19 protein-coding genes are annotated in these 22,931 nt (G+C 69.5%); 5 read left to right on the top strand and 14 right to left on the bottom strand.

The genetic code is table 11. The annotated features are described in order from the left end of the window. The gene (locus ACWGE0_RS35765; protein WP_452265316.1) at positions 1–1,548 is read left to right on the top strand and encodes an outer membrane protein assembly factor BamB family protein; all 1,548 of its coding nucleotides are present in this window, start codon (positions 1–3) and stop codon (positions 1,546–1,548) included. On the opposite strand, the gene ACWGE0_RS35770 is transcribed toward ACWGE0_RS35765, so the two are convergent. Together ACWGE0_RS35770 and ACWGE0_RS35775 are read right to left on the bottom strand one after the other, a co-directional pair. Then, positions 1,528–4,134 (bottom strand): BTAD domain-containing putative transcriptional regulator, encoded by a 2,607-nt coding sequence (locus tag ACWGE0_RS35770; protein ID WP_452265317.1) that lies wholly within the window; start codon positions 4,132–4,134, stop codon positions 1,528–1,530. The genes ACWGE0_RS35765 and ACWGE0_RS35770 overlap by 21 nt on opposite strands. 20 nt (positions 4,135–4,154) lie before the next feature. Then, on the bottom strand, positions 4,155–5,231 hold the full coding sequence (locus tag ACWGE0_RS35775) for an epoxide hydrolase family protein (protein ID WP_452265318.1): 1,077 nt from the start codon (positions 5,229–5,231) through the stop codon (positions 4,155–4,157). A gap of 43 nt (positions 5,232–5,274) precedes the next feature. Here ACWGE0_RS35775 and ACWGE0_RS35780 point away from each other — a divergent pair, with 43 nt between their 5' ends. Both ACWGE0_RS35780 and ACWGE0_RS35785 read left to right on the top strand, forming a co-directional pair. Next, positions 5,275–6,213: a helix-turn-helix transcriptional regulator gene (locus ACWGE0_RS35780; protein WP_452265319.1), complete on the top strand. Its 939-nt coding sequence runs from the start codon at positions 5,275–5,277 to the stop codon at positions 6,211–6,213. Positions 6,214–6,282: 69 nt separating this feature from the next. Further along, positions 6,283–6,930, top strand: coding sequence for a PP2C family protein-serine/threonine phosphatase (locus ACWGE0_RS35785; RefSeq protein ID WP_452265320.1), 648 nt, complete (start codon positions 6,283–6,285; stop codon positions 6,928–6,930). 10 nt (positions 6,931–6,940) lie between these two features. Here the strand turns inward: ACWGE0_RS35785 and ku are convergent, their stop codons facing one another. After that, the gene (gene ku, locus ACWGE0_RS35790; protein WP_452265321.1) at positions 6,941–7,750 is read right to left on the bottom strand and encodes a non-homologous end joining protein Ku; all 810 of its coding nucleotides are present in this window, start codon (positions 7,748–7,750) and stop codon (positions 6,941–6,943) included. 5 nt (positions 7,751–7,755) lie between these two features. After that, positions 7,756–9,291 carry a PKD domain-containing protein gene (locus ACWGE0_RS35795; RefSeq protein WP_452265322.1) on the bottom strand — a complete coding sequence of 512 codons (1,536 nt, stop codon included), beginning with the start codon at positions 9,289–9,291 and terminating at the stop codon, positions 7,756–7,758. Positions 9,292–9,398: 107 nt separating this feature from the next. Here ACWGE0_RS35795 and ACWGE0_RS35800 point away from each other — a divergent pair, with 107 nt between their 5' ends. Continuing rightward, positions 9,399–9,752, top strand: a complete 354-nt coding sequence (locus ACWGE0_RS35800) for a hypothetical protein (RefSeq protein WP_452265323.1) — start codon at positions 9,399–9,401, stop codon at positions 9,750–9,752. A 17-nt stretch (positions 9,753–9,769) separates the two neighbouring features. Here the strand turns inward: ACWGE0_RS35800 and ACWGE0_RS35805 are convergent, their stop codons facing one another. The 7 genes from ACWGE0_RS35805 to ACWGE0_RS35835 are packed head-to-tail and all read right to left on the bottom strand — an operon-like array spanning position 9,770 to position 15,578. Next, a complete protein-coding gene (locus tag ACWGE0_RS35805) occupies positions 9,770–10,342 on the bottom strand; it encodes a PadR family transcriptional regulator (protein WP_452265324.1) in 573 nt (190 codons plus the stop codon). A 24-nt stretch (positions 10,343–10,366) separates the two neighbouring features. Beyond that, positions 10,367–11,803, bottom strand: coding sequence for an aldehyde dehydrogenase (locus ACWGE0_RS35810; protein ID WP_452265325.1), 1,437 nt, complete (start codon positions 11,801–11,803; stop codon positions 10,367–10,369). Further along, positions 11,800–11,991 carry a tautomerase family protein gene (locus tag ACWGE0_RS35815; protein WP_452265326.1) on the bottom strand — a complete coding sequence of 64 codons (192 nt, stop codon included), beginning with the start codon at positions 11,989–11,991 and terminating at the stop codon, positions 11,800–11,802. The genes ACWGE0_RS35810 and ACWGE0_RS35815 overlap by 4 nt, the downstream gene beginning before the upstream one ends. 4 nt (positions 11,992–11,995) lie before the next feature. Then, positions 11,996–12,766: a 2-keto-4-pentenoate hydratase gene (locus ACWGE0_RS35820; RefSeq protein ID WP_452265327.1), complete on the bottom strand. Its 771-nt coding sequence runs from the start codon at positions 12,764–12,766 to the stop codon at positions 11,996–11,998. Continuing rightward, positions 12,763–14,004, bottom strand: a complete 1,242-nt coding sequence (locus ACWGE0_RS35825; protein ID WP_452265328.1) for an MFS transporter — start codon at positions 14,002–14,004, stop codon at positions 12,763–12,765. The genes ACWGE0_RS35820 and ACWGE0_RS35825 overlap by 4 nt, the downstream gene beginning before the upstream one ends. Before the next feature lie 9 nt (positions 14,005–14,013). Continuing rightward, on the bottom strand, positions 14,014–14,895 hold the full coding sequence (locus ACWGE0_RS35830; RefSeq protein WP_452265329.1) for a VOC family protein: 882 nt from the start codon (positions 14,893–14,895) through the stop codon (positions 14,014–14,016). Beyond that, the gene (locus ACWGE0_RS35835; RefSeq protein WP_452265330.1) at positions 14,892–15,578 is read right to left on the bottom strand and encodes a class II aldolase/adducin family protein; all 687 of its coding nucleotides are present in this window, start codon (positions 15,576–15,578) and stop codon (positions 14,892–14,894) included. The genes ACWGE0_RS35830 and ACWGE0_RS35835 overlap by 4 nt, the downstream gene beginning before the upstream one ends. Before the next feature lie 123 nt (positions 15,579–15,701). Here ACWGE0_RS35835 and ACWGE0_RS35840 point away from each other — a divergent pair, with 123 nt between their 5' ends. Next, on the top strand, positions 15,702–16,661 hold the full coding sequence (locus ACWGE0_RS35840; protein WP_452265331.1) for a YfcE family phosphodiesterase: 960 nt from the start codon (positions 15,702–15,704) through the stop codon (positions 16,659–16,661). On the opposite strand, the gene ACWGE0_RS35845 is transcribed toward ACWGE0_RS35840, so the two are convergent. From ACWGE0_RS35845 to ACWGE0_RS35855, 3 genes are read right to left on the bottom strand one after another with little or no spacing between them, the layout of a single operon-like run. Then, a complete protein-coding gene (locus tag ACWGE0_RS35845; RefSeq protein ID WP_452265332.1) occupies positions 16,553–17,347 on the bottom strand; it encodes an esterase/lipase family protein in 795 nt (264 codons plus the stop codon). The two genes, ACWGE0_RS35840 and ACWGE0_RS35845, sit on opposite strands and share 109 nt — an antisense overlap. Before the next feature lie 37 nt (positions 17,348–17,384). Next, complete coding sequence (locus tag ACWGE0_RS35850; protein ID WP_452265333.1) at positions 17,385–20,258, bottom strand: discoidin domain-containing protein; 2,874 nt, start codon at positions 20,256–20,258, stop codon at positions 17,385–17,387. Then, a complete protein-coding gene (locus ACWGE0_RS35855; RefSeq protein WP_452265334.1) occupies positions 20,252–22,801 on the bottom strand; it encodes a glycoside hydrolase family 97 catalytic domain-containing protein in 2,550 nt (849 codons plus the stop codon). Before ACWGE0_RS35855 ends, ACWGE0_RS35850 begins: the two co-directional genes overlap by 7 nt. Positions 22,802–22,931 lie beyond the last annotated feature (130 nt).

The following is a 22,931-nucleotide window of genomic DNA, read 5'->3' on the forward strand; positions in this document are numbered from 1 at the left end:
ATGCTCAGAACCACAGCGCTGCTCACGGCAGCGCTAGTAGTGCTGACCACCTCACCCGCGAGCGCCCATGCCTCCGGTGACTGGGCCGGTTGGCAGAAGGACCTCAACGGTTCCCGGCACAACTCCGCGGAGTGGCGCCTCAACCAGAACAACGCGGGCAAGCTCGAGCTGAAGTGGGCGTTCGCGTACCCCAAGGGCGAGTTCAACGCCGTCCGCAGCCAGCCGGCGATCGTTGGCGACACGGTCTACTTCGGTGGCCCGGACGGCAAGTTCTACGCCCGCGACAAGCGCACCGGCAACGCCAAGTGGGAGTTCACGCTCCCGCCGGCCGCCCGGTACGCGTACAACTCCGACGGGCCGACCGTCAGCAACGGCAAGGTGTTCTTCGGGGACAGCGCGGGCCGGTTGTTCGCGCTCGACCAGCGGACCGGCCAGAAGCGCTGGCAGACGCAGATGGACGACACCGTCGCCTCGATGACGACCAGCTCGCCGATCGTCCACAACGGACTGGTGTACGTCGGCACGTCCAGCGGTGAGAACGTGTTGCCGCGCGACTACCCGTGCTGCACCTTCCGCGGGCACATCGACGCCTACGACATCGACACCGGCGCGCTGGTCTGGCGTCACTACACGGTGCCGGAACCCGTCGAGGTCGGCACGTGGCCCAACGGCGCCAAGCGGTTCGAGCCGTCCGGCGTGGGTGTGTGGAGCTCGCCGGTGATCGACCGCAGGACCGGCACGCTCTACGTCGGCACTGGCCAGAACTACACCGGCAAGGGCGGCGAGTTCGACTCGCTGCTCGCGCTCAACGCCCGCACCGGCGCGGTGAAGTGGACCAACCAGGTCACCGACGCCGACACGTGGCGCTGGGCGTGCAACGAGCCCGACGCCGAGGGGTACTGCCCCGGCCTGAAGGACGGCACCAACCTCGACTACGACATCGGTGCGACGCCGAACCTGTTCGAGGTCGACGGGCGCCAGCTCGTCGGCGTCGGCCAGAAGTCCGGTGTGTACCACGTGTTCGACGCCAAGACCGGCCAGGTCGTGTGGCGCCGCCAGCTCGGTGTGCCGCTGCCCAGCGGTGGCGTCTCCGGCATCCAGTGGGGGTCGAGCTACGACGGCAAACGCCTCTACATCGCGACCTACTTCGCCGACCCCGGCAAGCTGTTCGCGGTGGATCCGGGCACCGGCACCGTCCTGTGGGAGACCCCGGCACCCGCCGACGGCTGCTCCACCGGTGGCGCGGCCGGTCAGCCGGGATGTGCGGCGGCGCACGGGGTTCCGGTGTCCAGCTCGCCCGGCGTGGTGTGGCTGGGCGCGCAGGACGGCAAGTTCCGCGCGTACAACGCCAAGACCGGCAAGATCCTGTGGGCCCATGACACCGTTCAGGACGTTCGCGGGGTCAACGGGCTGACCGGGCGCGGCGGTGTGATGGCCGGGCCCGGCACGGGTGCGGTGGTGTCGGACGGCATGGTCTACGTCCAGTCCGGCTACCACTCGGACTTCGTGAACCCGAACGGGCCAGTGCTACTCGCGTTCGGCCTGTAGTTTCGCGCGGACGCCGTCCGTGGCCAGGCCGGCTTCCGCGCGCAGCTCGAGAGATTTCTGCCAGGCGGCACGAGCTGGCTCGGCGTCACCCGCGGCAGCGTGGGTGTCGCCGAGCTGTTCGTACGCGGCCGCCTCCTGCGGAAGGTCGCCACCGACCCGGAAGTGCTCGACGGACTTCGTGAACGCGTGCACCGCCTGCTCGTACCGGCCCAGCCCGAGGTGCGCGGCGCCCAGGTTGTCCCACGTCTCGGCCTGGCCGATCACGTGCCGCATCGCCTGCCACATCGGCATCACGCGCTCGGCGTACTCGACGGCCCTGGCGTGCTCGCCGAGCTTGCCGTAGCCCCACGCGAGCCCCGTCAGCGCGTTGGCCTGCCCGTACTGGTCGCCGCACTCCTCGAACAACGCGAGCCCGCGCCGCGTGTACTCCATCGCCTCGGCCATCTTGTCGTCCGGGCACAGCATCGCGATGTTCAGCAGCACCGCGGCCTGTCCCGCCGGGTTGCCCGCGTACACCTCGAACGCCCGCTCCAGCGCGGCCGTGGCCTCACCGAGTCGTCTCAGCCGGCCGAACCCGCGGCCGAGGTTGATCAGCATGCGGCCCAGGCCGTCCGCGTCGTCGAGCTGCTCCAGGGCGGCGACGGCGAGTTGTTGTGACGTCAGCAGATCGCGGTAGTGGGCCTGGCGGTCGAGGACGTCGGACAGCGACCAGCCCATCAGCCACGTCTGCGTCGGAGTGCCGTGCGCCATGGCCGACATCAGCGTCGGGTGCTCGATCACCAGCCACGCCAACGCTTCCTCACGCGTGCCGAACGACGTGACCACGACTCCGGCGGCCGGGTCCGGGGTGGCCGGGCGGGAGCGGGACGGGGTGAACGCGCGGCCGGCCTCGACGCTCGTCAGCGCGAGGTGGTCGAGCAACCGGTGCAGCGCCTCGTCGCGTTCGGAGTCCAGGGTCAGCTCGGCCGCGTAGTCGCGCAGCAGGTCGTGACACGTGAACCGGCCCGGTTCCGGCTCGTCGATCAGGTTCGCCCTGGCCAGTTCCGCGAGCAGCGCCGAGGTCTGCGACACCTCGAGCCCGGCCAGCGACGCCGCGCCCGCCAGGCTGATGTCCGAGCCCGGCATGAGCCCCAGCAACCGGAACAGCCGCAACCCCGGCGGGCTGAGTGCCTTGCAGGAGTGGGAGAAGACCGAACGCAGGTCCGCCGTGACGTCATCGTCGTCGGCGAACGCGTCCAGGTCCGCCAGTTCGTCCGCGAGCGTGGCGAGCGGGAACTCCGGCTGCGTAGCCGCCCGCGCGCCGGCCACCGCGAGCGCCAGCGGGAGCCGGGCGCAGCGGCGGACCACGGTGTCGACCGCGTCCGGCTCGGCGTGCGCGCGTTCGTGCCCGATCCGGGACGCCAGCAGCTCGCGGGCGTCGTCCGGCGGCAACAACCCCAACGGCAACGAGTGCGCGTGCGCGGGTTTGAGCGCGGTACGGCTGGTGATCACCACGTGCGTGTCCGGCGTGCGCGGCAGCAGCGGCTCGACCTGGTCCGCGTCGGTCGCGTTGTCCAGCACCATCAACACGCGCTTGCCGGCGAGCGCGTCCCGCAGCAACGCCGCCTGCCCGGCCAGGTCGTGCGGCACCTGGGCACGCGGCACGTCGAGCGCCGACAGGAACCGCAGCAGCGCGTCGCCGGGACTCACGGCCGCGCCGCTGGGCCCGAACCCGTGCAGGTTCACGTAGAGCTGCCCGTCCGGGAACCGTGCCACCGCCCGGTGCGCCCAGTGCACGGCGAGCGTGGTCTTGCCGACCCCGCCCGTACCGGTGATCACCACGACGCCGTTCGGTGCCTGGTCCAGTTCGACCAGCTCCAGCGCCCTGCCGGTGAACGGTTTGGGCGGCGCGGGCAGTTGCCGTGGCGCGGAGGCGGCCTGCAGACGCCGGTGCAGCGTCAGCAGGTGCCGTGACGGTTCGGCGCCCAGCTCGTCCGCCAGGCGGGCCCGCACGATCTCGAAGTGCCGCAACGCTTCCGCCGCACGTCCGCTGCCGTGCAACGCCTCGATCAGCTGGGCCGCGATCCGTTCGTCCAACGGGCGTTCGGCGGCGAGAGCCTGCAACTCCGGCACCAGCTTCGCGTGCGCACCGGAGCGCAGGCGTGCGTCGACGTGGTCGAGCCGGGCGGCGAGCAGTTCGTCGGCGAACTCCGCGCGGGCCTGCCGTGCCCACGGAGTGTCCAATGTGGACAACAGCTCTTCTTCGGCGAGCGCAAGCGCTTCCGCGGTCCTGCCGGTGCGCACCAGATGCCGGAAGAGGTGCAGGTCGATCTCCAGTGGATCGACCCGCACCACATATCCGGTGCCGTCGCGTTCGACCAGGCCGGGCAACGTCTGCCGCAGCCTGGTCAGCCACGTCTGCATCATCGCGCGGGCACGGGCGGGCGGCGCGTCACCCAGGACGCGTTCGACCAGCTCCTCGGCGCCGACCACCTGGCCGGCGTCGACGAGCAGCACGCCGAGCAGGGCTCCCAGCCGCGTCGGACCGAACTCGGTCTCGCGGCCGCCCACCCGCGCCGAGACTCCGCCGAAGACCGTGAACCGCACGGTGATCACCGTAGCGCTACTCACAAAAGAAACGCCTTTCGCAGTTCGCTGACCATCAGTTCCGGCACCTCCAACGCGGCGAAGTGCCCGCCCTGTTGCATCTCGGTCCACCGCACGACGTTGTGGTTGCGCTCGGCCATCCGCCGGATCGGCACGCCCACGTCGTGCGGGAACACCGCCACCGAGGTCGGCGTCGGCGACTCGGGTTCCAGCTCACCCCACGTCTCGTCACCCTCCTGGTAGTACCGCGCCGACGAGCCCGCGGTCCGGGTGAACCAGAAGATCGACACGTTGGACAGCAACGCTTCGAGCGGCACGCCCACCTCTGGGTCGCTCCACGTGTGGAACGCCCACTCGATCCATTCCAGTTGCGCGACCGGCGAGTCGGTGAGGGCGTAAGCGACCGACTGCGGCCGCGTGCTCTGCATCGACACGTACCCGAACTGCTCGTACTCGTACTTGTACGCCTTCTCCACGGACCTCCGTTCGGCCTCGACGGTCATGTCCGCCGTCTCCTGGGTGACACCGGCGGAGAAGATCTGGTTGAGATGGATCGCCTGGACTTCCTCACGCATCCCGATTTGCCGGGTGAGCATGGCGCCGAAGTCGTAGCCGTGCGCGACGTAACGGTCGTAGCCCAGCCGTCGCATCAGCTCGGCGAACATCGTGGCGACGCGGGGGATGTTCCAACCGAGTTCGGTGGTCGGCCCGGAGAACCCGAAGCCGGGCACCGACGGGATCACCAGGTGGAAGTCGCGGCTCAGCGGCTCGATCATCTCCGCGAACGCGAACCCCGTCGTCGGCCAGCCGTGCGTGAGCAACAGCGGTTGGGCGTCCTGGTTGGCGCTGCGGACGTGGATGAAGTGCAGCCGCGTTCCGTCGATCTCGGTGAGGAACTGCGGGATCTTGTTGAGCTTGCGCTCCTGCTCGCGCCAGTCGAAGTCGCGCCAGTGCCCTGCCAGTTCCCGCAGGCGTTCCTGCGGCGTGCCCTGCGCCCAGGACGCCCCGGCGGGGGAGTCGGGCCAGCGGGTCTGGTCGAGGCGGCGGTGCAGGTCGTCGATGTCGGACTGGGGGACGGAGATCTCGAACGGCTTCATGGTCATCACGCTAAAAGCACTGTAGGACAGATATGGTCCTACAGTGTCTTCCGCTCGATTGCTGAAGTTGCTCGGGTTGCTGCAGTCGCGGCGCGAGTGGTCCGGGTCGGAGCTGGCCGACCGGCTGGGCGTCACCGCGCGCACGGTCCGGCGTGACATCGACAAGCTCCGCGACCTCGACTACCCGGTGCACGCGTCGATGGGCACCTCCGGCGGCGGTTACCGGCTCGGGTCGGGCGCGCGGCTGCCACCGTTGCTGCTGGACGACGACGAGGCGGTGGCCGTGGCGGTCGGGCTGCGGACCGCGAGTGGCATCGAGAACATCGGTGAGACTGCCGTGCGCGCGTTGCTGAAGGTCGAGCAGGTGCTGCCGTCCGCGTTGCGCCACCAGGTGGCTGCCCTGGAGATCGAGACAGTCCCGCACACCGGGTCGGCTCCTGTGGTGGACGCGTCGTTGCTGACGCTGGTCGGCACGGCCTGCCGCGACCGGCAGCGGATCAGGTTCTCCTACGTGGGGCACTCGGGCGAGGAGTCCCTGCGCGAGGCCGAGCCGCACCGGCTGGTGACGTGGGGCCGGCGCTGGTATCTGGTCGCCTGGGACGTGCTGCGGGAGGACTGGCGCACATTTCGGCTCGATCGGATGAGCGTGCGGACCCCGTTCGGTGCGAGGTTCACGCCTCGTGAGATTCCCGGCGGTGACGCGGGGGCGTTCGTGGCCGCGAGAGTCTCCGACCGGTGGCCGGTGCAGGGCGTGGTGCGACTGAGCGTGCCTGCTTCGGAGGCCGTGGAGTGGCACAGCTATGGCGAGGTTTTGGCTGTGGACGACACTTCGTGCCAGGTTCGGGTCGGTGGCGAGACGATGGACGACGTGGTGTTCATGCTGGCGAGCATCACCGTCGAGTTCGAGGTCGTCTCTCCGCCGGAACTGTCCGCCGCACTGATCCGGGCGGCGGACCGGTTTCGCCGGGCAGCGAAATTCTAGAGCTTTTCTCAGGGTGCTGACAGCAGACTCCTAGGCACGCGCGGCTTAGTGGAGTCAGGGAGGTCCGCCATGCTGATCGATCGCACCATGCCACTGGGCACCGCGTTGACCGTCACACACGCCACGGACCGTGGCCCGCGTACGCACAACGCCGACGCATACGCCACCAACGGCCGTCGCACTTTCGTCGTGGCCGATGGCGTAGGGGATTCCGCCTCAGCTGTCGAGGCCGCCCACGCCGCCGCTCAGGCCGCCGCGCTGCTCACCGACCCGGTCGCCGCGATCCTCGCCGCGCATGACGCCCTCCAGGTGCACTCAGGCGACGCGGTGATCGTGGTCGCCGTGGCGCGTCCCGACGGGGGTTTCGACGTGGCGTGGGCGGGCGACGCACGTGCGTACGCCTCCAACGGCGAGGACCTCGTGCAGCTCACGACCGATCACACGGTGGCCGAGTACTTCCGTGAACGTGGTGTCGTGCCGCAGCCACGGCTGGAGCACATCGTGACCAATACGGTCCGGCACGCCACGCCGGAGAACATCGGGCGTGCGGCGACGCGGGCCCCGCGGCTCGTGCTGGCGTCCGACGGGGTGTACGGGCCGTTGGGGCACAACGGGATCGAGGCGATCCTGGCTGGGCACGCGTCGGCTGAACGGTTCGTGCGGGCGGCGTTGTACGCGGGTGGGACGGACAACGCGACGGCGCTCGTCGTGAGCTGAGCTTCTGAGGTCAGCCGGCCTTCTTGCTCTTGCCCCGCTTCTTCTTGCTCGCCTCGACGCTGCGCTGCAACGCCTCCATGAGGTCCACGACCCCCGTGGCCTCGGGCGGCTCGGCCTCGGTGACGACCTCGCGGCCCTTCTCCTTGGCCTTGATCAGCTTGTTCACGCGTTCGGTGTAGGTGTCGCGGTAGTCCTTGGGCCGCCAGTCGTCGGCCATCGACTCGACCAGCGACATCGCCATCTCGAGCTCCTTGCCCCGCGGCGCGCGGCCCTCCGGCACCACGTCCAGCACGTCCTTCGGCTTGCGGATCTCGTCCGCGAAGAACAGCGTGTGCACGGCGAGGATCCCGTTGTCCTCCTTGAGCGCGGTCAGGTACTGCTTGCCGCGCATGACGAACATCGCGATGCCCGCCCGGTTGGTCTTCTTCATCGCCTGGGCGAGCAACAGGTACGGGCGCGAGAACTCGGGCTTGGCCGGCCCGAGCCAGTAGGTCTTCTGGAAGTACACCGGGTCGATCTCGTCGAGGTCCACGAACGCCTCGATGTCGAGCGTGCGCGACCGGCCCGGTGCGATCTCGTCCAGCTCCTCGGGCTCCACGACCACGTACTCGCCGCTGTCGACCTCGTGCCCCTTCACGATCTTGTCGTAGGGCACCTCACGGCCCGTGCGCTCGTTGACGCGCTTGTACCGGATGCGGTCGGACGTTCCGCGCTGGAACTGGTTGAAGTGCACCGTGTGGTCCTCGGTGGCGCTGTACAGCTCCACCGGGATGCTCACCAGCCCGAAACTGACCGACCCGCTCCAGATCGCACGCGCCATGCGGGTCAGATACCCGATTTCACCCGTACCGAATCGCGCGCTTCGTGCAGCCGTCCGTCCACGACGACGCGCGGCAGGTGCGGCCCGCTCGTGGTGTACCTGTGGGTGACCTCCTGGCCTCCCGCGGCTGAGCTGCCGTCACCGAAGTACCAGCGGAACTCGCTGCCCGTGGGCGCCTTCAGCGTGACGGTGTCGCCGTTGCGGACGACGTCGATCGGCGTGGTGTTCGAGGAGAGCCCGAACCACTGGCGCAGCTGCTGGTTGCGCAGGAAGTTCTCCGCGTACTGACGCGAACCGGCGGTGTCCGGGTGCGCGATCGCGGCGGTCAGGCACTGCAACGCCGTGGCGCTGTAGCGAGGGCAGGCCTCCTGCCGCAGCGAGAACTGCTCGTCCTCGTTCGGCACCTGCCAGACCTTGCGGTTCGCCGCGAACGCCGCGTTGTCCACGGTGAACAGTCCGTCGCCCACGACCGCGAACGGTCCGTCGGCCGATGCCGCGTTGGCCTCGGCGACCGCGAGCCGGTATGCCTCGGCCGACTCGCGGGTGAACTGCTCGAACCGCTGCGGCGCCCGCCCGATGTTCTGCAGGCACAGCTGTTCGTTCTGGACGGAGAACCCGCGGTCCGTGCAGAACCAGCGCGGCACGAAGCTCGCCCGGCTCAGCGCGTAGTAGAAGTCGGCCACCAGCACCTTCGGCCGGCCCGGCAGGGAATGCGCTTTCTCGATCGCCTCCCGGATGCCGCGCCCGCCGTACCCGACCTTGGCGCCGCTGAAGTACGGCACGTTCGCGGCCGGGTTCGTCGGGGCCGCGCCGACGCCACCGCATTCGCGCCGCACGGCCGTGGGCACGTCCTCGGTGCCGGGCGTGATGCCCAGCGGGATGCCGAGCAACGGGTCCATGTCGTTGATGCAGCCGTTGATGATGACCAGGTCGGTCTCCTGGGAGGCGGCCTTCTCCAGCTGGCAGAACACGTCCGGCATCTGCGCGGTGACCTCGCCGAGTTCCATCTCGCCGTCACCGTCGGGATCCTGGACGTACGAGCTGGGGCACGGCAGGTCCGGTGCGTCCAGCACGGCGCCGGAGATCGAGTAGTCGCGGTGCGCGAAGCCACGTCCGGTCGCGTCGCCGAGGAGTTCCGCGGTCAGCCGGGGGAACTTCTGGTGCTGGTCAACGCCCTGGTTCCACACCACCGAGTCGCCGACCGACACCACCCTGACCGGGTCGCAACCGGCGGAAACCCTGTCGTGCCACACCTTTCCGTACGCACGGCCGGGTTCGCGGGCGTCGACCAGGAACTCGCCGGTGCCGGGCAGCGTGAAGTCCGTGCCCGTGCCGGTGATCACCGCGCCGTTCTGTCGAACACGCCATTCGACGTTCTTGTTGGCAGGGTTGAAAACCGTCACCCGGCCCGTTGACGGTTGACCGCAGGCGGCCGTCACGTCGACGTCGAGGATGAGCGGGTGGTCCGGGGAAACCGCTGCTACAGCGGGGGTGGAGCCGGAGATCAGGACTGCGGCAACCAGTGCGGGGAACGCCCTCATGGGCCGCCAGTTTACGGCACGAGATCGTCTCGTTAATCGATCGTGCAACCCCGAATGTGTGAGGTGCGTTTCCTGCCCATGATCGACAAACCACTGGGAGGAAGTACATGAGATTCGTACTGGGGATCCTGCTCTCCGCGGCCGCGCTCGTCGCGGGATCCGGTGTGGCACTGGCGGATCCGCCGCCCGCGCCCTACCCCTTGGTGACGGCGTGGGCGGACGCGGAAGTCCGCACCTGCGAGGCGTTGTCATGTCCGGTGGATCACGTGATCCCCGCGGGCACGAGCAGCATCGGCATCTGCTGGACCCGCGGTCAGACCGTCTACGACCACGGCATCTACAACAACATCTGGATCATGGTGAGCATGAACAGCGGTGGCCGCTACCTGGCCAGCGCCATCTACTTCAAGGGCAACGAGCGCGCGAACCTGCCCTACGCGAACGACTGCGGCCCGTACTGACCTCGTGAGGGTTGCGGCTACTCGTCGAGCAGCCGCAACCCCTCCCGCGCCCAGGCGATGCGCGTCCTGGCCACCGCCGCGTGCCCGGCGAACACGTGCGCCTTCAGCTTCGCCATCCGGTCGTGCTCGCTCGGCGGCCGCTTGCTCATCCGTTCCTTGAGCAGCTCCGTGTCCTTGGCGAGCAACCGCGCCTGGTGCGCTTCCGCGTGTTCCAGCGCTTCTTCGAGTTCGCTGATGAACTCCTTCAGGACCCGCTTGGCCGTCTCGGCCGGCACGAGGTCGAAGTACAGCGCCTGCACCTCCAGGGCGTCGCGGGAGGGCGGGACCGGCAACGGGGTGCCGATCCACTCCCTCAGCTCGCTCATGCCCGCGTCGGTGATCGCGTAGACCGTGCGCGTCATCTTCGTGCCGCGCTGCTGTTCCTCGCCCGCGATCAGGCCGTTCTCCTCCATCTTCTTGAGCGCCGGGTAGATCTGGCTCTGCGGAGCGGACCAGACCCACCGCGTCGAGGCGCCGAAGAGCTGCGTGAGCTCGTACCCGCTCATCGGCCGCGCTTCGAGCACGCCCAGCAAGACATGAGGAAGAGACATGTATCGATGTTAACGTTTTCCGGCTTACGCCGAAGCGATTCGCATCGTGACGGTCCTCGCCTCGGTGAAGAACTCCCGGCTGTACGCACCTCCCTCGCGGCCGATGCCGGAGTCGCCGAACCCGCCGAACGGGGCCCGCAGGTCGCGCACGAAGAAGCAGTTCACCCACACGTTGCCGCTGTTCAGGCTGCCCGCAACACGGTGCGCGCGATGAAGGTTCTCGGTGAAGAGCATCGCGCTCAGGCCGTACGGGGTGTCGTTGGCGAGCTTGATCGCCTCGTCCTCGGTGGCGAACGGCGTGAGCGTCACCACGGGCCCGAAGATCTCCTCGCGCAGCACGGCGGAGTGCGCGGGCGGGTCGAGCACGATGCTGGGCCGCACGAACCAGCCGGGCGCGCCGCCGCCGCCGAGCACTTTGGCGTGTCCGGTGGCCTCGGCGTCGAGGTACCCGGTGACCTTGCGGTAGTGCTCCTGGCTCGCCAGCGGACCCACGCGGGTCGCCGGGTCCTTCGGGTCGCCGAGTCGCAGGGCGGCGGCCGCTGCCGCGAACCGTTCGGTGAACTCGTCGAGGACGCCCTGCTGCACGTAAAGCCGTGACCCCGCGAGGCAGACCTGGCCGGCGTTGCCGAACGCGGCCTCGACCGCCCACGACACCGCGCTGTCCAGGTCGGCGTCGTCGAAGACCAGGTTGCAGCCCTTGCCTCCCAGTTCGAAGCTGACCGGCGTCAGGTTCGCCGCCGCCGCGCGGGCGATCGCCTTGCCGGTACCGGACTCGCCGGTGAACGTGATGCGGTCGACCGCGGGGTTGACCGTCAGCGCCTCACCCGCCGAACCGGGCCCGAAGCCGTGCACCACGTTCAGCACGCCCTCCGGAACGCCTGCCTCCAAAGCGAGTTTGGCCAGCAGGTACGCCGAGTGCGGGGTGTCCTCGGCGGGCTTGAGGACCACGGTGTTGCCCCACGCCAGCGCGGGCGCGACCTTCCACGTCTCCAGCATCAGCGGGTAGTTCCACGGCGCGATCGCGCTGACGACACCGGCGGGCGAGTGCTGGACGTAGGTGTGGTGGTCGGTCGCGGAGGGCAGGTGCTGCGACTCGGCAAGCCTTGCGTGGTCGGAGAAGAAGCGGAAGTTGAGCGCCGAGCGTGGCACGTCCTTGGTCTTCGCGGCGGTGATCGGCTTGCCCATGTCGCGGGTGTCGGCCAGCGCGAGTTCCTCGTTGTGCTGGTCCATCAGGTCAGCGAGCCGGTGGAGGAGCTTTCCGCGTTCCTCGAAGGGCATCCGCGGCCACGGACCCTCGTCGAACGCCTTGCGCGCGGCCCGCACCGCTTCATCTGCCTCGCGGGCGCCGCCCAGCGCGACCGTGGCGTAGGACTCCTGGGTGTACGGGTCGATGTCGTCGAACGTCGCCCCGTCCGCCGAGTCGACCTCGACGCCTCCGATCACGTGCTTGATGTTCGTCATCGTTCCCTCTCCAGCAACGTTTTCCCGCCCGCGCTCCAGAACTGGGGCGGTACCTCGGTCAGCAGCACCCGGACCTGTTCGTCGCGGACGCCGAAGTTGTCGCGAACCGCTTCGTGCACGGCCCGCAGCGCCTTGCGCAAGGTCTCCTCGTCACGGCCCCGCGCCACCTCGATGCGCACGATCGGCATGCCGTCAGCTCCCCGCGGTCAGTCGGCCGAGGTTCGCGAACTCCACGGACACGGGCGCTTCCAGCGGCACCGCGTCCGTGACGCCGCCGGTCAGCACGATCCAGCCCGCCTCGATCCGCTTTCCCCGGCGCGCCAACGTGTTCGCGGCCAACGCCAACGCTTCCGCGGGATGTCCCTGCACGGCGGCGCCGGTAGCGGTGTAGACGACCGACCCTCCGGACGAGAGCACGCAGCCCTCCAGCGCGAGGTCGAGATCGTCGGGGGAGCGGCCGATGCTTCCCGTCACGAACGCGCCGGAGGAAGCGTTGTCCGCCACCACATCGGGCAGCGTGAAGCGGAAGTCGCGGTACCGGCTGTCGATGATCTCCAGTCCTGCGAAGACCTTCTCGACCGCGCAGATCGCGGTCGCGGCCGTCACTCCCGGTCCGGCGAGCCTTCTGCCCATCACGAAAGCGATCTCAGGCTCGACGCGCGGATGGATCAGCTGGTGCGTCGGCACCGGAACGCCCTTTGGCAGCACCATCGCGTCGGTCAGCCACGCCACGAGCGGCGAGTCGACGTTCATGCGCTGCTGCTTGGCGCGTGAGGTGAGGCCGAGCTTGACGCCGATTAGGGTTTCGCCGCGGGCCAGCCGGAGTCTGAGCGTCTCGTCCTGGACGGCATACGCGGTGTCCAGGTCCAACTCGGGCCAGCTGTCGCTCAACGGCTCGCCGTCGATGCGGTCGTCCTCGCGGCGCAGCAGTTCTGCCGCGGCGGTGTCGATGGTCCAGTTCACGCGGGGGCTCCAGCGGGTTCACGGGTGCGGGGGAACGCGGCGACGGCGACCGCGCCGAGCACGGCGACCGCGGCGAAGAGGTAGAAGTTCCAGATGGCGCCGAGGCTGGAGTCGATGATCACGCCGCCGACCGCCGGGCCGAGGATCGCGCCGAGCCTGCCGATCCCGAGCGCCCAGCCGATGCCCGTCGCCCGCACACCGGCCGGGTACGACCTGGTCACGTGGGCGTTGATCAGGTGCATCGTGCCGATCGTGCCGTAGCCGGACACCGCGACCAGGGCGTAGATGGCCACCTGGCCGGGGTTGGTGCTGAGCGCCGCCGCGCAGACGGCCGCGAGGGCGAACGAGCCGAGGATGATCGGCTTCGCGCCGTGCTTGTCGGACAGCCTGCCGCCCAGCAGCGCGCCGACGACCGAGCCGAGGTTGAACACCAGCAGGAAGCTCAGCGCGGACCCCAGCGGGTAGCCGGCCGACCGCATGATCTCCGGCAGCCAGGTGTTCAGGCCGTAGACCAGGAGCAGGCCGCAGAACGACGCTGCCCAGAACAGCAGCGTCCGGCGCAGGTAAGGCTTCCGGACGAGGGTGCGCACGCCGGTGCCGTGGTGTTCGGACGGTGCCGGAACCGGGACTCCGATCCGTGCGGCGAGTGCCTTCGCTTCCTCGTGCCGGCCGCGCGAGACGAGGAACTCGAGCGACTCCGGCAGGTAGCGGAACGCAAGGGGGAGAACGATGACGAGCGGCGCGGCACCGATCAGGTACATCACCCGCCAGCCCATCGCAGGCAGCAGCGGGATCGCCAGCGTCGCGGCCAGGATGCCGCCGATCGCGTAACCGGACTGCATTGCGGCGTAAGTGAAAGCGCGGTGCTTCTCGGCCGCGTACTCGATGGTGAGCGTGGCCGCCGTCGGCATCAGACCGCCCAGGCCGATGCCCGCGAGGAACCGCAGCACCAGGAACGCGTCGGGGGACTGCGCCGCCGCGGCCGCCGCCATCAGCACCGAGAACCACGCGACGCTGAACAGGAACGTCCTGCGCCGCCCCCAGCGGTCGGTCAATGTGCCGACGAGCAGTGCGCCGACGAGCATGCCGACCAGCGCGGCGCTGCCGATGGTGCCGGCCTGCGCGGCGCTGATGCCCCACTCGTCGCGCAAGGCTTTGATGGTGGTTCCGTAGACGACGAGGTCGTAGCCGTCGAAAGCGAGGGCGAGACCGCATAAAACGATGATCAGCAGTCGCATGGCGATTCCTTAGGCGGAGAGGGGACGGCGGAGCTGGGGTTGCGTCTGGGTGCGCTGGATCGGTCCGTGCCACATGTCGATCGCGTCCGGCTCAGTGGGGTCGAAGACGCGGGGAACCCAGTCGTCGTCGAGGTTGCGGACGCCGTAGGAGTACTCGTAGGTGAGACCCTCGGGCCCCTTGAAGTAGACGAAGACGGCGGTGGACTGCGGGTGCCTGCCCGGCCCCATCTCGATCTCCACGCCCCGCGCCTGCAGGAACCGCCAGTTGCGCATGACGTCGTCGAGAGAGGCGACCTGGAAGTTGATGTGGCACAACCCCGGTTCGCTGCCGCGGAACACCGCGAGCTTGTGGTGCACCGGGTCGAACCGCATCAGGCACGCCCAGTCGCCGATCCAGTCCGAGACCTTGACGTTGAACAACTTCGACCAGAACCCGTATGCCTCCTTGACGTCCGGTGCGTCGAAGCAGATGTGACCGAACTCGGTGATGCCGGCGGTGCGTCCGAAGTGGACCGGACGGGCGAGCTGCACCTGGCCGTGCACCAGCTCGACGCGGTTGCCGAACGGGTCGTCGAACGCGATGAAGTCCTCGACGCGCCTCGACCTCGCCTGCTTCGGCGTGCCGCGGGCGACTTGCACACCTGCTGCTTCGAGTTCCTTCTCGGCCGCTTCGAGTTCGGCGGGTCCCTTGAGGCTGAACGCGGACGCGAGCACCCCGGCCTCACCGTCCTCGAAGGCCAGACAGTGATGCCGCTGGTCGGCGCGGAGATAGGTGACGCCGTCCTCCTGTGCCACCAGTTCCATGCCGACGACGTCGACGGCGAACGAGGCCGCTTTGTCGACGTCCGCCGTACCGGAACGCACGTACGCGATGTCGTGCAACGTGATCATGACTGTCCCTTTGCGTTGGTTTTCGGCGTGTCAGCTCGCAGGTGTGCCCAGAGCCGGCTCAGCAGCTCGGTCTCGGCGGCGAGCCACGCCGCCTGTTCGTTCGTGGACAGCGCGCGCGGACGCCCGGCGGCGGCGGCCTGCGCGTTGATCCGGGCGGAAGCCTCGAGCAGCCACATCCGCGCCACGGCCTGCCCGACGTCGGCGCCGACGGTGACCGCGCCGTTGCCCCTCATCAGCAGCGCGGGTGCCTCCCCGAGCGCCTCGGCGAGCTGTGTCGCGCGGGCCTGGTCCCGGACGAGCCGCGGGTCGTCGAACACCGGCACCTGAGGCCCGAGAAAGGCGCCCTGCCCGTGCAACGGCCGGATCGGCACCCCCGCCGACGCGAGCGCGGTGGCCGTCTCGGGCTGGGCCCGGCAGATGGCCCGCACGTCCGGGCGTGCGCGGTAGACGGCGAGGTGGATCCACGCTTCCTTCGGCGTGCCCTCGGGCAGCTCTTTCGCGCTCCGGTCGAGCGTCACGGCGCGGTCGGTGAGCGTGATGGAGCCGAGCGGACGCGGCGGCGTGATGAGCAGCTGGTTGCGGCCGACGAGCGCAGACACGTGCCCGAACGCGGTGACCAGACCGGCGTGAGCGGTGGTCAGCGCCGCGTCCAGCAGGTCGTCTTCGACCTCTCGTGACTTCATGGTGCCGGACCATATAGGTATGGAGATACCTATCGCTAGACGATTCCGATATTTCTATCGATACAGATATGGTTCGGCCTGTGAACCCGCGACTTGTAGTACTCGCTGCCCTCGTTCTGGCTGGTGCTGATCCCCGCGAGCTCGTCGTCGGCGGCGTTCCGGCTGGACGCCTACCCGGTGACGACCCAGCAGTTCGTCGACTGGGCGAACCGGGCGACGCTGGTCAACGCCGCTGGAGGCGACCCACGCCGGTGGGACGGCCCGCTGCACCCGACCGAGCACGACGCCGTGCAGTACTGCGATGCCCGCGGCGCGCGGCTGCTGACCGAGGCGGAGTGGGAGGCCGCGGTTCGTGGCGTGGAAGGGCGGCCGTTCCCGTGGGGGAGCGCCGCTGGACAAGACGCGCGCCCAGGGCGTGCTCGACCTGATCGGAACCTCTACACGTGGACCAGTTCGCTGGACCGACCGCTGCCGTACGTCGCGGATGACGGCCGTTCGCCGGCCACCACCACATCGGGTTTCGTTGCGCCGCAACCGTCTGATCTTGCTACCGTCGGTGCCGTGAGAGTGGTCGTGCTGTCCGACACCCACGCGCCGCGGTTCTGGAAGCGGTGCCCGGCTTCCGTGGCCGATCATCTGCGCTCCGCCGACCTGATCCTGCACGGCGGCGATGTCTGCGTCGCGCCTGTGCTGGACGAACTGGCCCAGTACGCACCCGTCGTCGCGGTGTGCGGCAACAACGACGGACCGGACGTGGTGGCCTGGGGTGCGCCGGAGACCGTGGAGTTCGACATCGAGGGACTGCCGGTCGCGATGATCCACGACAGCGGTCAGAAGGCCGGTCGGCTGGCCCGGATGCGTCGCCGGTTCCCCTCTGCCCGGCTGGTGGTGTTCGGGCACTCGCACATCCCGTGGGACGAGGAGGAGTCAGGGTTTCGCGTGTTCAACCCCGGCTCGCCGACGGACAAGCGTCGTCAGCCGGTCGGCACGATCGGGTTGCTGGACATCGAGGACGGCGTGCTGCTCGACGCGCGGATCGTGCCGGTCGCCCAGGCGGCGAGCCGCGGGCCGACGACCCGGTAGACCTGCGGGTCGAAGCCCATGCCGGTGTGCGTGCTGTGCACCTCGACGCATTCCGCGTACGGGTCCTGGCACAGCTGCCACGGCACGATGCCGTCCTCGCGCGAGAAGATCGAGACGGCGGGCACCTTCAGCGGTGCGGTCATCGTCTTGACGTGCTCCTCGAAGCACGGCCCGCGCAGGCAGGCCTCGTCCAGCAGTCCGCGTACGCCGGCGGCGGCCAGCCTGGTCAGGAACCGGGCGATGCGCAGCACGTTGGGGTGCGCGCCCAGCGGGTCCAGAATGGGGCTGCCCAGCATCACCAGTCCGCGCACGAGGTCGGGTCGCAGGGCGGCGGCCAGACGGGCCAGGCCACCGCCGCGGCTCTGGCCGAACAACACCACGGGGGCGCCGGTGCGTTCGGCGTGCTGCTCCGTGCTGTGCAACAAGCGGTTCAGCAGTTCGGTGGTGCACCCCACGGTGAACCCGACGCCGGAGCGGGCCGGCAGGTAGCCGCGCGCCCGCAACCACGAACCGGCGGGCGAGAGGCTTGCCTCGCCTGCCCCGAAACCCGGCACGAGCACGACGCCGAGGCCGTTGCCCTGAGCGGGATCCGCGTTGTGCCACACCGGATGCCGCAGCAACCGTGGCACGTCCCAGACCGCCCTGACCACGCTTTCGCGTGCGGCGGATCGCAGTCCGTCGAACATGACAATGGATTACCGAATGTTCAGAGGCTAAACCAAGTCATCGCCTGACCTGGACGCTGTGGAGCGAGGCATGTCCTGGGCGCCACCCGGTCGACACGGCCACATACCGGGCGGTTGTTGTTGACCCATAGGTCTTGCCGTCGACGCTGTACGTGACCGTGTGCGGTGGCACCGGGCCGTTCGTCCACTTCAGGCTGACCTGAACGCTGTGCACCGCACCGAGATCGACGACCATGCGCCCGTCACGGCCCGGTGTCCACGCGGTGTGCTGCTTGCCGTCGACCGCCGCGGCCGGATCGCTCATGCCCGGTGGTAGCACGGAGTTCGGGAACGTCACGCGGCCCAGCGCGAGGTCGTCGAGCGGGAACGGCTGAACGCCCGGCATCATCACCGTGCGCTCTGCCCGGCCCAGCACGACCGGGAGGGTGCGGCCGTCGCGGTGGACCAGCACGAACATGGCCGGGCCGCCGCGGAACGTCACCCGTTGCGCGTTGTGCACGACGGCGGTGATCCCGGCGGGGATGCCGCGGGCGGTGAACCACGGCGCCTCGACCCGTGCGGTCGCGGCGGGCAGGTCGAGCGCGTACTCCGTGCCGTCGCGGGTGGTCACCTGAGTGCCGCGGTACAAGCGGTTGCCGTGCAGGCGAACGGTTCCGGTCGCGGGGGCACCGGACAGGTTGAACAGGCTGAGGAACCCGTCCGCCGTGCTGGCCTGCACGGACGGCGGGCACGAAGGTGCTGCCGAGGCCGCGATCGCCCGCAGATCAGCCCGCACATAACCCTCGACGATCCCGGCGGGCAGGGTGATCGTGTCGCCCTCCACCGTGATCGGTGAGGCCGACCGTGCGACGAAGCCCGCTCGTCCGTCCACGTCGAGCCAGCCCGGCGTGCTCAGATCCGGCCGCGGATACGACACCACTGTGGTCCACGCGGCGCCGTCCGCAGACGTTTCGACGCGGTAGGCACCCGCAGCCGCTGTCTCCCAACGCAACCGCACCCGGCTCACCGCGACCGAAGCGCCGAGATCGACGGCGAGCCAGCTGTCGGTCCGGCCGCGTTCGGCGCGTGCGACCGCCCAGCGCGTAGAGGTGTCGCCGTCCGTCGCCTTCGCGGGCTCGTACCCGGGATCGAACGACGACGCCGTGGTGGGCTTGCCGCGCGCCAGCGAGTCGTTCACGTCGAAGTCGAACAACGAGTAGCCGTACGTCGGATGCGGTCGCACGCCGACCACGCGGACATGGCGCGCGGACACCGCCGGGAACGTCAGCTCGTCGACCCGGAACTGCTCGCGAGCCTTGACCGCCACCCGTCCCGCGGCACCGGTGTAGGTGCGGGAGCCGGTGAGGCCCGGCATGCCCGCCATCGCCAGGTTGTGCACGTCCACCCGTCCAGGCAGGGGGAGAGCGCACACGACGGTGCCGGTCGGCAGCGTGGCGGTACCGGCGAACCCGTCCGCGAACGTCAGCAAGCTCGCAGTGGCGTCGAAACCATCGCGAATCTGGTGGTAGGCAACGGCATTGCGGTTCACAACCGCAGCGGGCGGCAGCAGCATCGGGGTTGAGCCGCTGATCTTGAACAGCCAGTCGTCGTGCGCGGGTTGCCAGGCGAACTTGGTGAACCCCGGCTTGGTCACCGTGCCCGCCCACGCCGCCGCGGACTGGTGGGCCAGCAGACCAGGTTCGACGCCGTGATCGATCGCCAGCGCCGCTCGGGTGAAGAAGTCCGACGCCGGCGCCACCGGTGGGCGCAGCTCGTGCAGCAGGTAGCTGATCGCGAGTTCCGCGCGGGCTTCCGGCTCGTACTTGGCCTCACCGGAGAACTTCGCGAGCCGGTACACCGGCGGATGTGCCTGGTAGGCGAGCAGCCGGGACGCGAGTGCCGCCTCGGCCCACGCCGCCATCGGGTCGCGCAGCACCGTGGAACGGAAGGCGAGCGGGATGACGTCGCGGCCGTAGAGGTGTTCCCGGTCGTCGACCATCGGCATCAACGGCTCGCCGGCGTCGCTCATCGTGGCGAGGATGGTGCGCCACAACAGTTCGCCGTTGGGCTGCTTGAGCAACACCTCGGGCAGCGGCCGTCCCGCGAGCAGGAAGTGCACGGCGTTGCGGCCTGAGGTGCGCCACAGTTCGGACTGGTAGTGCGGGCCGAACGAGCCATGGTTCTCCACGATGAACGTGTCGTACAGGTTCGTCGCGGTGTTGGTGGAGATCGGTACTCCGTCCACTGTGGAGGGATTGGCCAGGTCGGCGGCGGGCAGCCCGGCCTCGTTGCGGCTCCACCTGCCGAACGCCTCGCGCCACCCCGGTCCGTCGCCGTGCCAGGCCAGGCCAGGAGCGAGCGCCTGGGCGTAGACGCCCATCTCCTCCAGCTTGGTGTCACCGCGAAAGCCGCCGCTCGACCCGTTCGGTGTCCAACTGCCCGAACGCGGGTCGTTGCCGGTGCCGAGCGACGTCGTGTAGTCGGCCTGGCCGCGCGCGATCACCTCGACGTCGGACCGCGTCGCGGGGTCCAGGTCCGGCCAGAGCAGCCGGGCGGCCAGCACGAAGTACGACTGGAACGTGGTGTCCCAGAACAGGGTCTTGCCCCACTCGCCGCCACCGGCCAGCACGTTGCTCGCGGCGAAGTGCTTGATGGTGGCCAGGGTGTGCTCGCGCAGCACGTCCTTCTCGACGCCTGCCAGCGCCGCGTCGTAGTTGCCGCGCGTCAGCAGAACGGCGTTGCCGAGCACGACCGCGAACCCGAAGTCCGTGCGCCGATAACGGCCGGCCGTCGCGTCGTACTGCGTCTCGGCCCATTTCGTGTGCCTCAGCAGCACTTCGTAGTAGGTGTCCTTGACCTCGGCCAGCGAGATGCTCGGCGCGAGGGACAGCAATCCCGTGGCGTACAAGAACTGTCTGCGGTTGATCAGCACGTCAGCGCCGCCTCCGTCCAGTCGGCGTGGTCGAAGTTGCGCCCGTCGCCGCCATCGGTGACGCGCAGGCTGAGCATCCGCACGCCTGTGACGTCGACGTCGATCGGCACCGCCGTGCCCTTGCCGCGCAGAACTCCGCTGTCGTACAACGGTTTGTCGTCACCGAAGACCTGGAACGCGACCGAACCCGGCTCGGTGGTCTCGTCGTCGAGGCCGATCTTCGCGGCGAATCGCGAGCACCCGCGGCCGAGGTAGACCGAGACCTCGGACGGTGCGTGCGCGCCGATTCCCTTGGTGTAGCCGACACCCCCGATGGACAGCGGACCGCCGTCACCGCCGGAGTTCTCGCCGTTCGACCGATCGCGTTCGACCGGGCCCCACCCGTTGGTCTCGCTCATGAACGGCAGATCGCTGACCTGCGCGCCGTTCGCGGGCACCGGTGGCGGCACGAACGCCTTGACCGCCTGCTCGACGTGCACGTCACCGAACGTCGCGACGACAGGCACGTCCACCATGCCGGTCGGACCACCTGCCCGCAGCTGCCAGCGTCCGCTGATCGACTCACCCGGCGCGAGTTTCCGGCGCTGCACAACGGCACCGGACACGGTCCAGCCCTGCGGGGCGACGGCCCTCAGCGCCACGTCGCGGATCTCACGGTCGCCGTTGGTGAACGTGCCGGTGACCTCGAGCGACGAGTCCGACGGGGTGTCGACGGGCCCGGTGGGCGTGACCGTCAGCGTCGTGCGGGGAACCTGCCTGATCGGCTGGTCGCACGTCTGCAGGCCCGGCCGGTTGCGGCAGATGATCGCCGCGAACCCGCCGTTGCGCCGCACCGGCACATCGAGGGAGTCGTTGCTGCGCAGGACCTGCTTGTCCCGCACCACGTCGCTGCGTTCGGCGGGATCGCGGACGGTCTCGACGAGCCACTGCCCGCCGCCCAGGAATCCCAGCTGTGCCTTGAGAGTGCGTTGATCAGCGGCGATCCCGCCGACGAACCACCGGTCGCCGTTGCGGCGGGCGACCACGGCGTGCGTGTCCGGATCGCCGTCGAGCAACCGGGTCTCGTCCCACACCGTCGGGAGCTGGTTGAGGTAGCGCAACGCCTGCGGGTGCCGTTCGTAGGCCTCGGGTTTGTCGGCGAAGTGCGTCCACCCCGACTCGTACACGACCGGCAGCGCGGTCTCGTGCGCGATCGAGGCTTCCTTCGTGCCGACCTCCAGCGACACCGGCGTGTAGTCCATCGAGCCGGCGACGTTGCGGGTGAAGAACTGCACGGGGTTGTTCGCGGCAGGCGGGTAGTTCTCCGCGCCGCGCACGGCCTCCATCGAGAGCACGTGCGGCCAGGTGCGGGCGAGGCCGTGCGGGATGGTGGAACCGTGGAAGTTGACCATCAGCCGAAGGTCGGCCGTCTTCCGCAGAACCGCGTCGTACCAGCGATAACGGTCCTGCGAGTCGGACTCCATGAAGTCGAGCTTCACGCCCTTCGCGCCCCACTGCTTGACCCTGGGCAGCACGGTGTCGCGTTCCTGGGGCGTGTCGAGGTCGCTCCAGTGCATCCAGAGCAGGATCTCCACGCCCTGCGCGCGGGCGTAGCGGATCAGCTCCGGCACCCACGCCGCGCTCCAGCCCTCGTCGACCAGCGCGTACTCCCAGCCGTTGCGCGCGGCGAAGTCCACGTACTGCTTCTGCCTGGCGAAATCGCTCGGGCTGGAGTGCTCGCTCAGCCACGACCACGCGACCTTGCCGGGCTTGACCCAGCTCATGTCGCTCAGCACCGCCTTGCTCGCCAGGTCGTCGACCAGCGTGGACGTGCTGACGGTGCCGAGGTCGCCGACGATCGCGGTACGCCACGGCGTGGTGCCCGTCGACTCGACCTGGGCGTCGGCCAGCACGACCTGGAACCCGTTGCCGCTCTTGCGCAACCTGCTGCCCGCGTACCGGCCGTCCACATCGGACTCGGTGAGCAGCGCGAAGTCGGTGCCCGTGCCGAACAACGAGGGGTAGCCGAAGTCGCCGGTGGCCTCACCGGCGGTCGTGCGCACGCGATTGGCCTCGTACCAGGCGTTGTAGGGGAGCAGCCACGCCCTCGCCTCGGCCGGGACGGTGAAGCTGGACGCCTCGGACGTGATCGTGGCCGGGCCCGGCAGCACGTACCGGTAGGCGACCCCGTCCGGTGCGGCGCGCACGACCAGGGCGAAGCTGCCGGCGGCGTTGCGGAAGCCGAGTCTGGTCTCGGTCATCCGGGTGGCGCGCTGCATCCGTTTGCCGTGCGGCATCTCGTACCGCTCGATGACAACGCGGTCAGAGCGGCCGGTGAACGTCAGGTCCTTGGTGAGGTCGGCGGCGGTCGTCGTGAGGCCGACAGCGGCGGGCTGCAGGACGGTTCTGCCCTGCCTGGACACGGCGAGCGTCAGGTTTCCGCTGGTCAGTGCTATTTTGGCGGTGACCTGGCCCGGTCCGGTAACGGTCCAGCCGGAGGGTGCGGCGGTGGCGGGCACGGCGGGCAACAGCAGGGCGAGCACGATCGCGAACAGTCGTGACATCGTTGTCAGCTCCTGAGTTTGATGCCGCTGCTTCGCAGGCGGCGGCGAGTTCGTCGAGAAGCCGGTCGTCCGGCCGACACCCCACGGCCCCAAAAGGCTTACCCCATTTGAGCACCAGCGGGGGACCCCA

It is taken from the genome of Lentzea sp. NPDC054927 (assembly GCF_053610285.1).

Coding starts and splice junctions, on each gene's coding strand:
- ACWGE0_RS35765 (WP_452265316.1), top strand. CDS start 1: ATGCTCAGAACCACAGCGCTGCTCACGGCAGCGCTAGTAGTGCTGACC.
- ku (WP_452265321.1), bottom strand. CDS start 7,750: ATGGCGCGTGCGATCTGGAGCGGGTCGGTCAGTTTCGGGCTGGTGAGC.
- ACWGE0_RS35855 (WP_452265334.1), bottom strand. CDS start 22,801: ATGTCACGACTGTTCGCGATCGTGCTCGCCCTGCTGTTGCCCGCCGTG.
- ACWGE0_RS35825 (WP_452265328.1), bottom strand. CDS start 14,004: ATGCGACTGCTGATCATCGTTTTATGCGGTCTCGCCCTCGCTTTCGAC.
- ACWGE0_RS35805 (WP_452265324.1), bottom strand. CDS start 10,342: ATGTCTCTTCCTCATGTCTTGCTGGGCGTGCTCGAAGCGCGGCCGATG.
- ACWGE0_RS35800 (WP_452265323.1), top strand. CDS start 9,399: ATGAGATTCGTACTGGGGATCCTGCTCTCCGCGGCCGCGCTCGTCGCG.
- ACWGE0_RS35775 (WP_452265318.1), bottom strand. CDS start 5,231: ATGAAGCCGTTCGAGATCTCCGTCCCCCAGTCCGACATCGACGACCTG.
- ACWGE0_RS35785 (WP_452265320.1), top strand. CDS start 6,283: ATGCTGATCGATCGCACCATGCCACTGGGCACCGCGTTGACCGTCACA.
- ACWGE0_RS35815 (WP_452265326.1), bottom strand. CDS start 11,991: ATGCCGATCGTGCGCATCGAGGTGGCGCGGGGCCGTGACGAGGAGACC.
- ACWGE0_RS35830 (WP_452265329.1), bottom strand. CDS start 14,895: ATGATCACGTTGCACGACATCGCGTACGTGCGTTCCGGTACGGCGGAC.
- ACWGE0_RS35795 (WP_452265322.1), bottom strand. CDS start 9,291: ATGAGGGCGTTCCCCGCACTGGTTGCCGCAGTCCTGATCTCCGGCTCC.
- ACWGE0_RS35810 (WP_452265325.1), bottom strand. CDS start 11,803: ATGACGAACATCAAGCACGTGATCGGAGGCGTCGAGGTCGACTCGGCG.
- ACWGE0_RS35845 (WP_452265332.1), bottom strand. CDS start 17,347: ATGTTCGACGGACTGCGATCCGCCGCACGCGAAAGCGTGGTCAGGGCG.
- ACWGE0_RS35835 (WP_452265330.1), bottom strand. CDS start 15,578: ATGAAGTCACGAGAGGTCGAAGACGACCTGCTGGACGCGGCGCTGACC.